Source organism: Bartonella sp. AD24XZML, from assembly GCF_042196485.1.
Classification (GTDB): domain Bacteria; phylum Pseudomonadota; class Alphaproteobacteria; order Rhizobiales; family Rhizobiaceae; genus Bartonella.
Window position 1 is genome coordinate 34394 of the sequence record NZ_JBHIQH010000041.1, and the last position, 6539, is coordinate 40932.

The window sequence follows — 6539 nt, forward strand, 5'->3', positions numbered from 1 at the left end:
TCAAATATAATATCTTACTTATATATTTTCTTCTTAACTTAAAAGCAATTACACGCTTTTATTGCAAAAAGAACTTTTTATCCTCTCATCCTTTTTTAGCGTATTATAACACAAACCATTCAAAAATGATAAACCACTTCATACAAAATTCAAAACACTTAAAAACTTTTCTAAAATAACTTCATCTGATCTCTTAGGTTACTCATCTTCCTGTAAATATTATAGCCAATGTCTTTCCTTTTAAACAATGTTGTACGTATCATTACAAACATTTCCGCCAAATTATCCTTTACTGATAAAAATCATAACATGCTGTAAAACATTTTACGTATTCAATTAAAAAAATTAGAAAGAAAAATCTCTAAAAAACTTTCTTAACACATCATCGGTCTCTTCAAAAACGATCATCTTACGCACAACATTTATTCTTTGCGTTGGGGTGGGAATTTTATCATCCATTATTCCATATACAATACGAAATATGAGCCATCATTGTATTCAGTTAACTATCTGTCGTGTAAATAAAAACTATTAGCGGAAAGAGTAAAAATGTACTTTATGAACCAACTCAAGTGCCAAGAGGTATGGCAATACTGCTAAAAAATAAAAAAGGTACCAGCTTGTGCCTTTATTCAGTAAAATACCTCCATATAACCAGCTCTCTAAGCCACGGCATGCTCTAACTATTACAAGTATCCGGATTCTGGGCATGCGTTCTCATAATATCATGTGTTTAACCTATCTCAGTATTGAAACCAGAATCGGCATTAATAGAAAATTACATTCAATCAAAAGCATGGCATCGAAGCATAATTCATGTAAAAAGAATTTCTTATCCTCGCCTTTTTTATAAGATTTCCTTATAAAGCCGCTCGATAATACAGTGTTAGAGATAAATAAACCTATTTACTTTAGTTTAAAATTCTCATTTTATTGAAATAGCTTGCAGAGTGCATATCAATTTTCAAAAGTTTTATTTTAGCGTCATACACAATAACCTAGCCATTTAGCGTGTATAATGTAAAGCTTTGGCTCCACTTAAAGCAATGAGATTCATTCATACTTTTACAAAAATCTATCACTATAACACCAGCACTTTATTGCTCTCTCCATAATTTTACGCTCGCTAAAAAACTGATCAATGTAACAATGTTTTTATCAAGCATTTGAAATTCTTTAATCTTTAAACAAGCAAATTTATGAATGAATTTACCCTTCAATTTTTCAACAAACTTCACTAATATTCTCGTTAATTGAGTGTTTTTATAGTTTTCCTAAAAGAGTCCGCGATCATAAAAAATTCTCTTACAACATAAATATCTCTATTGAAATGTTTGATCTCTTCTTGTCTATCTTTCATATAAAAAATTAAAATTTTAACGATTAATCTCATTATATAAAAATAGCTCTGTGAATAAATGCTCCCATGACATTAATATTTTTTCTGTAGTGTATAATTGGGAGGTGAGGGCATTGTTTGATTTCTACAAGAGTATTTTTATGGATATCAATTCTATTATTCTATGCTAATAATCCGGTACAGTTATACATAATGATAGAGTTTACTCCATGAATTATCGGCATATTTATCATGCTGGCAATTTTGCTGATGTTTTTAAACACATTATTGTCACTCGCATTGTAGAATATCTCAAACGCAAAGAAAAAGCTTTTCGCGTTATAGATACGCATGCTGGAATCGGTATTTATGACCTTTCTTCTTTAGAAGCACATAAAACAGGAGAGTGGCGCGAAGGTGTCCAACGACTTTTTTCAACTCCTATCCCAGAAGATTTAAGAACACTCCTTTGTCCATGGTGTGATATCATTGATGCCCTCAATAAAGGGGAAAAAGAAATTGTATTTTATCCTGGATCTCCTGTTCTTATTCGTCAATTATTACGGAAACAAGATCGCCTCACCGCAATAGAATTGCACAATGAAGATTATCATATTTTAGCAAAAAACTTTGCAGGAGATTATCAGACAAAAATTCTGCATTTAGATGGTTGGCTTTCCTTAAATGCTCATGTACCACCAAAAGAAAAACGTGGGTTTATCCTTGTTGACCCTCCCTTTGAAAAAGCTGGAGAGTTTTCCCGCCTTATTGAGGGATTAACGAAAGCCTATCGTCGCTTTTCTGGAGGGATCTACGCTTTATGGTATCCTGTTAAATATGACAAAGAAATTGAAAGTTTTCTTCACGCGCTTTATCAAACCGGAATTCCTAAGATTCTACAGCTTGAAATGCGTATCCGAAAAAGTTCAAGTCCACCGACAATGAATGGAAGTGGTATGATTATTATTAACCCTCCCTACCTTTTGGAAGAAGAAATGAAAAAACTCAGCCCCTTTCTTATCAACCGTCTTGGACAAGATGAAAATACCAAAATAACTCATAAGTGGCTTCAAAAAGAACATCTATTATTTTAGATCTTTCTCTGATATTTTTCTTAAATCAAATATCATGTTGTAAGATATAAAGACTTTGAATGATAAAGTTCTTTGAATAATACCAACATATTATAGTAGTAAGCTAATAACGATCAGCGTGAATTATTTTTTTAGAAAGCCTATCCTCTTACATCATGGATTTTTTATTTCAATCATTTTAATGGATAAATTAGGCAAATTCATAAAGCTGTTTTAGAATAACAACTCTCATATTTTTTATGAAAGATCGGCTCTCTAAAATCATACTCTTATGTTATAAGATATTATTTATAGAAAAAAATTATAAAGACATGAATAATCATTATTTAATAAAAAAGAATATTTCATATATTAAACAAACAACATATTCGTAATAAACGGAATGGTCCTGAAAAATAATACAAATTATCCGCAAAATAAACGGGAAAATCTTTCTTTTCTCTCTAATATTACATGGCATAATGCCAATCAAAGCAATGAGAAAAATCAATTCCAGGGTATCAAGTTCATACAAGAGTTTGTTAGACACCTTCCGCATAAGCCTGGGGTTTACCGGATGATTGGTGAAAATGGTGATATTCTTTATGTTGGCAAAGCCCGTAATCTCAAAAAACGTGTTTCAAACTATACACGTGAACAAGGACACAATAATCGTATTACCCGCATGATTCGTGCAACATATCATATGGAATTTATCGTCACCCATACAGAAACAGAAGCACTCCTTTTAGAAGCCAATCTCATCAAAAGATTGCATCCACATTTTAATGTACTCCTGCGTGATGATAAAAGTTTCCCTTATATTATGATTACAGATGATCATCGAGTGCCTGCACTTTACAAACATCGTGGTGCTCGAACACGAAAAGCTCACTATTTTGGTCCTTTTGCTTCTGCTGGTGCAGTGACACAAACAGTTCATGTTTTACAACGCGCCTTTTTATTACGAACCTGTACTGATTCAGTTTTTGAAAACCGTACACGCCCCTGTTTGCTTTATCAAATTAAGCGATGTTCTGCACCTTGTACTCATGAAATTAGTGACAGTGATTATAAAGAACTGGTGAAAGGAGCAAAAGCGTTCCTTTCGGGAAAAGATCAATCTATTAAAAGCGATATGGTTCAAGCTATGCATAAAGCCGCAGAAAATCTTGATTTTGAACAAGCAGCTTCCTATCGTGACCGCTTATCAGCCCTTTCTCACATACAAAGCCATCAAGGTATTAATCCTCAAACGATAAAAGAAGCGGATGTATTTGCAATTGCGCAAAAAGAAGGAATGACTTGTATTCAAGTGTTCTTTTTTCGCATGGGGCAAAATTGGGGAAACCGTGCCTATTTTCCTAAAGCAGATCCCTCTTTTTCCCGCACTGAAATTTTAGCGAGTTTTCTTGCCCAATTTTACGATAATAAACCACTTCCCAAAAGTATCCTTTTATCTGAAGAAATTGAAGAAAAAGCACTTCTTACAGAAGCATTTAGTCTCAAAGCAAACCACAAAGTATCCCTCTCTTTACCCAAACAAGGTGAACGGAAAACTCTTGTTAATCGTGCCTATCTCAATGCTCATGAAGCACTTGAACATAAGCTTTCTGAAACAGCCACCCATACAAAATTGCTTCAAGGTCTTGCTAAAACATTCCAACTACCTTTTCGTCCACGCCGGATAGAAGTCTATGACAATTCTCATATCATGGGAACAAATGCTGTAGGGGCTATGATTGTCGCTGGTCAAATGGGATTTATTAAAAATCAATATCGAAAATTCAACATTCGCTCAACAGATATCACGCCTGGCGATGATTTTGGCATGATGAAAGAAGTGATTAAACGAAGATTTTCACGCCTTATCAAAGAGTATGATCTGCCAAATAGAAGTCATGACATAAAAGATGATGATCTTTTTCCCATTTGGCCTGACCTTATCTTAATCGATGGTGGTGAAGGACAAATCAACAGCGTACATGAAATACTTGCTGAGTTACAATTAAATGATCTCTTCACAGTTGTTGGAATCGCCAAAGGTGTTGACCGTCATGCGGGACGTGAAAGATTTTTTATAAAAGGTATTTCCCCCTTTACACTTCCTCCACGTGATCCTATTCTCTATTTTTTGCAACGTCTGCGTGATGAAGCACACCGTTTTGCGATTGGAACTCATAGGATAAAACGAAAAAAAGCAACATTCAAAAACCCACTTGATGAAATCGAAAATATCGGTCCGACAAGAAAGCGTGCGTTGCTTCATCATTTTGGAAGTGCCAAAGCTGTTGCTAGTGCCTCATTTGAAGATTTAAAAAAAGTTACGGGAATCTCTATGACAATTGCACAAAAAATTCATAACCATTTTCATGAAAAATAGGCTTGTTTCATAACCTTCGCCTTGTTACGTTTAGGAAATATATTCTCTTTCACAAGAATTAAAAATGGCTCCATGAAAAATCATACTTTTTCTTTTCCAAATATTTTAACTTATGCACGAATTGTTGCAGTCCCAATGGTTGTTGCATGCTTTTTTTTAGAAGGGCGACTACAATCAAGTGATATCACTCGCTGGATTGCTGTTTCCATTTTTATCGTTGCATCCATTACTGACTTTCTTGACGGTTACCTTGCTCGTATTTGGGAACAAACATCCAATATTGGTCGCATGTTAGATCCAATCGCCGATAAACTTCTCGTCTCTGCTTGTCTGCTCTTGCTTGCCGCAGACAGTACCATCGCTGGGTGGACACTATGGGCAGCTATTATCATTCTTTGCAGAGAAATTCTTGTATCAGGATTACGTGAATATTTGGCTGAGTTAAAAGTTAGTGTTCCTGTCTCTCGTCTTGCAAAATGGAAAACTTTTGTACAGATGATCGCTATTGTATTTCTTTTAGCTGGACCAGCCGGTAATAAAATTTTCCCTTACACAGTAGAGTTTGGCATTACTATGCTGTGGATTTCTGCCCTCCTTACATTGTGGACAGGGTGGGATTATTTTCGTGCAGGTTTAAAACACGTTATCCTATGAATAGTATGGAATTTTATAATGATGATTTATCTTTTTGTACTTAAATAAGAGATGAGAATAGCATAAGATTGATTTATTTTAAATCTATTAATGATAAATCAATAAAACACTTTTTTGCACATTACAAGTAAGGGTAGCGTGTAGATAAAAACTCTTCAGAAAACAGTAAATAGGCTTTATATTTTCGTAAAAGCAGCTGCAATATTAAAAGCTAAAAAAAACGATTAATGCTCCATATGCTTTCAAAAAAACCTATAATCTCATAAGCAAAAAACCGAAATATAGTGTTTCGGATTTTTGCTTCTTATATACGCTTTATTATTATAAACGCTTTATTAACCAACAATTTCTACCTCAGGAAACCAAAAGGCGATTTCTGTTTTTGCCGTTTCAGCACTATCGGATCCATGGACAGAATTTTCGCCAATCGATAAAGCATGAACCTTACGAATTGTCCCTTCTTCTGCATCACTAGGATTCGTAGCCCCCATTACTTCACGGTTTTTAGCTATTGCATTTTCACCTTCCAAAACTTGTACAACGGTTGGACCAGAAGACATGAATTCAACCAATTCACTAAAAAAAGGACGTTTTTTATGAACAGCATAAAATTTTTCAGCCTCACGTCTGCTCATCCAGACACGTTTAGACGCAATAACACGTAGCTCCGCATCCTCAAGCATTTTAGTAATTGCGCCAGTCAAATTACGACGGGTTGCGTCTGGTTTAATCATCGAAAAAGTACGCTCTAAAGCCATTTAACCACCTTTATTTCATTTATAATATTCTCTAGCCATTTCTATAGCGAGCAAGGAGCCCTTTGCCAAGTGACTCTGCAAAAATCTACACAAATTCTCATAAACATAGAATAAATTATAAAGAAAACTTTAATAAAAATACCTGCAATTGCTTATCCCATCATAAAGATGCGCTACCGAATCTCAATAAATATTGAATCCTCTTTCACAATCTTAAATGCTTCCTATCAAAATTATCATTGAAATCAATCAAAAAATAACCATATAATTAGAAACTATAGCGTACACCTAAAATACCCTGAAGGGACTGTTTTGTTTTACGCCCTTTAATA

Annotated in this window: 4 protein-coding genes; 3 read left to right on the forward strand and 1 reads right to left on the reverse strand. The window is 34.3% G+C overall.

Features of this window, described 5'->3' with window-relative positions; genetic code table 11:
• Positions 1 to 1569 precede the first annotated feature (1569 nt).
• The 3 genes from ACFIMX_RS03675 to pgsA all read left to right on the forward strand — a co-directional run bounded on the left by ACFIMX_RS03675 (position 1570) and on the right by pgsA (position 5449).
• Positions 1570 to 2433 (forward strand): 23S rRNA (adenine(2030)-N(6))-methyltransferase RlmJ, encoded by an 864-nt coding sequence (locus ACFIMX_RS03675; protein WP_375639420.1) that lies wholly within the window; start codon positions 1570 to 1572, stop codon positions 2431 to 2433.
• A 382-nt stretch (positions 2434 to 2815) separates the two neighbouring features.
• On the forward strand, positions 2816 to 4795 hold the full coding sequence (uvrC, locus tag ACFIMX_RS03680) for an excinuclease ABC subunit UvrC (RefSeq protein WP_375617675.1): 1980 nt from the start codon (positions 2816 to 2818) through the stop codon (positions 4793 to 4795).
• Between the two features lie 72 nt (positions 4796 to 4867).
• Complete coding sequence (pgsA, locus tag ACFIMX_RS03685) at positions 4868 to 5449, forward strand: CDP-diacylglycerol--glycerol-3-phosphate 3-phosphatidyltransferase (protein ID WP_273723320.1); 582 nt, start codon at positions 4868 to 4870, stop codon at positions 5447 to 5449.
• 335 nt (positions 5450 to 5784) lie between these two features.
• Here the strand turns inward: pgsA and ndk are convergent, their stop codons facing one another.
• Positions 5785 to 6207, reverse strand: coding sequence for a nucleoside-diphosphate kinase (gene ndk, locus ACFIMX_RS03690; protein WP_375617673.1), 423 nt, complete (start codon positions 6205 to 6207; stop codon positions 5785 to 5787).
• Between the last annotated feature and the right edge of the window lie 332 nt (positions 6208 to 6539).

What these genes read in the sequence shown, in the direction of transcription:
- ndk (WP_375617673.1), bottom strand. Translation starts at nt 6,207, where the DNA reads ATGGCTTTAGAGCGTACTTTTTCGATGATTAAACCAGACGCAACCCGT.
- pgsA (WP_273723320.1), top strand. Translation starts at nt 4,868, where the DNA reads ATGAAAAATCATACTTTTTCTTTTCCAAATATTTTAACTTATGCACGA.
- uvrC (WP_375617675.1), top strand. Translation starts at nt 2,816, where the DNA reads ATGGTCCTGAAAAATAATACAAATTATCCGCAAAATAAACGGGAAAAT.
- ACFIMX_RS03675 (WP_375639420.1), top strand. Translation starts at nt 1,570, where the DNA reads ATGAATTATCGGCATATTTATCATGCTGGCAATTTTGCTGATGTTTTT.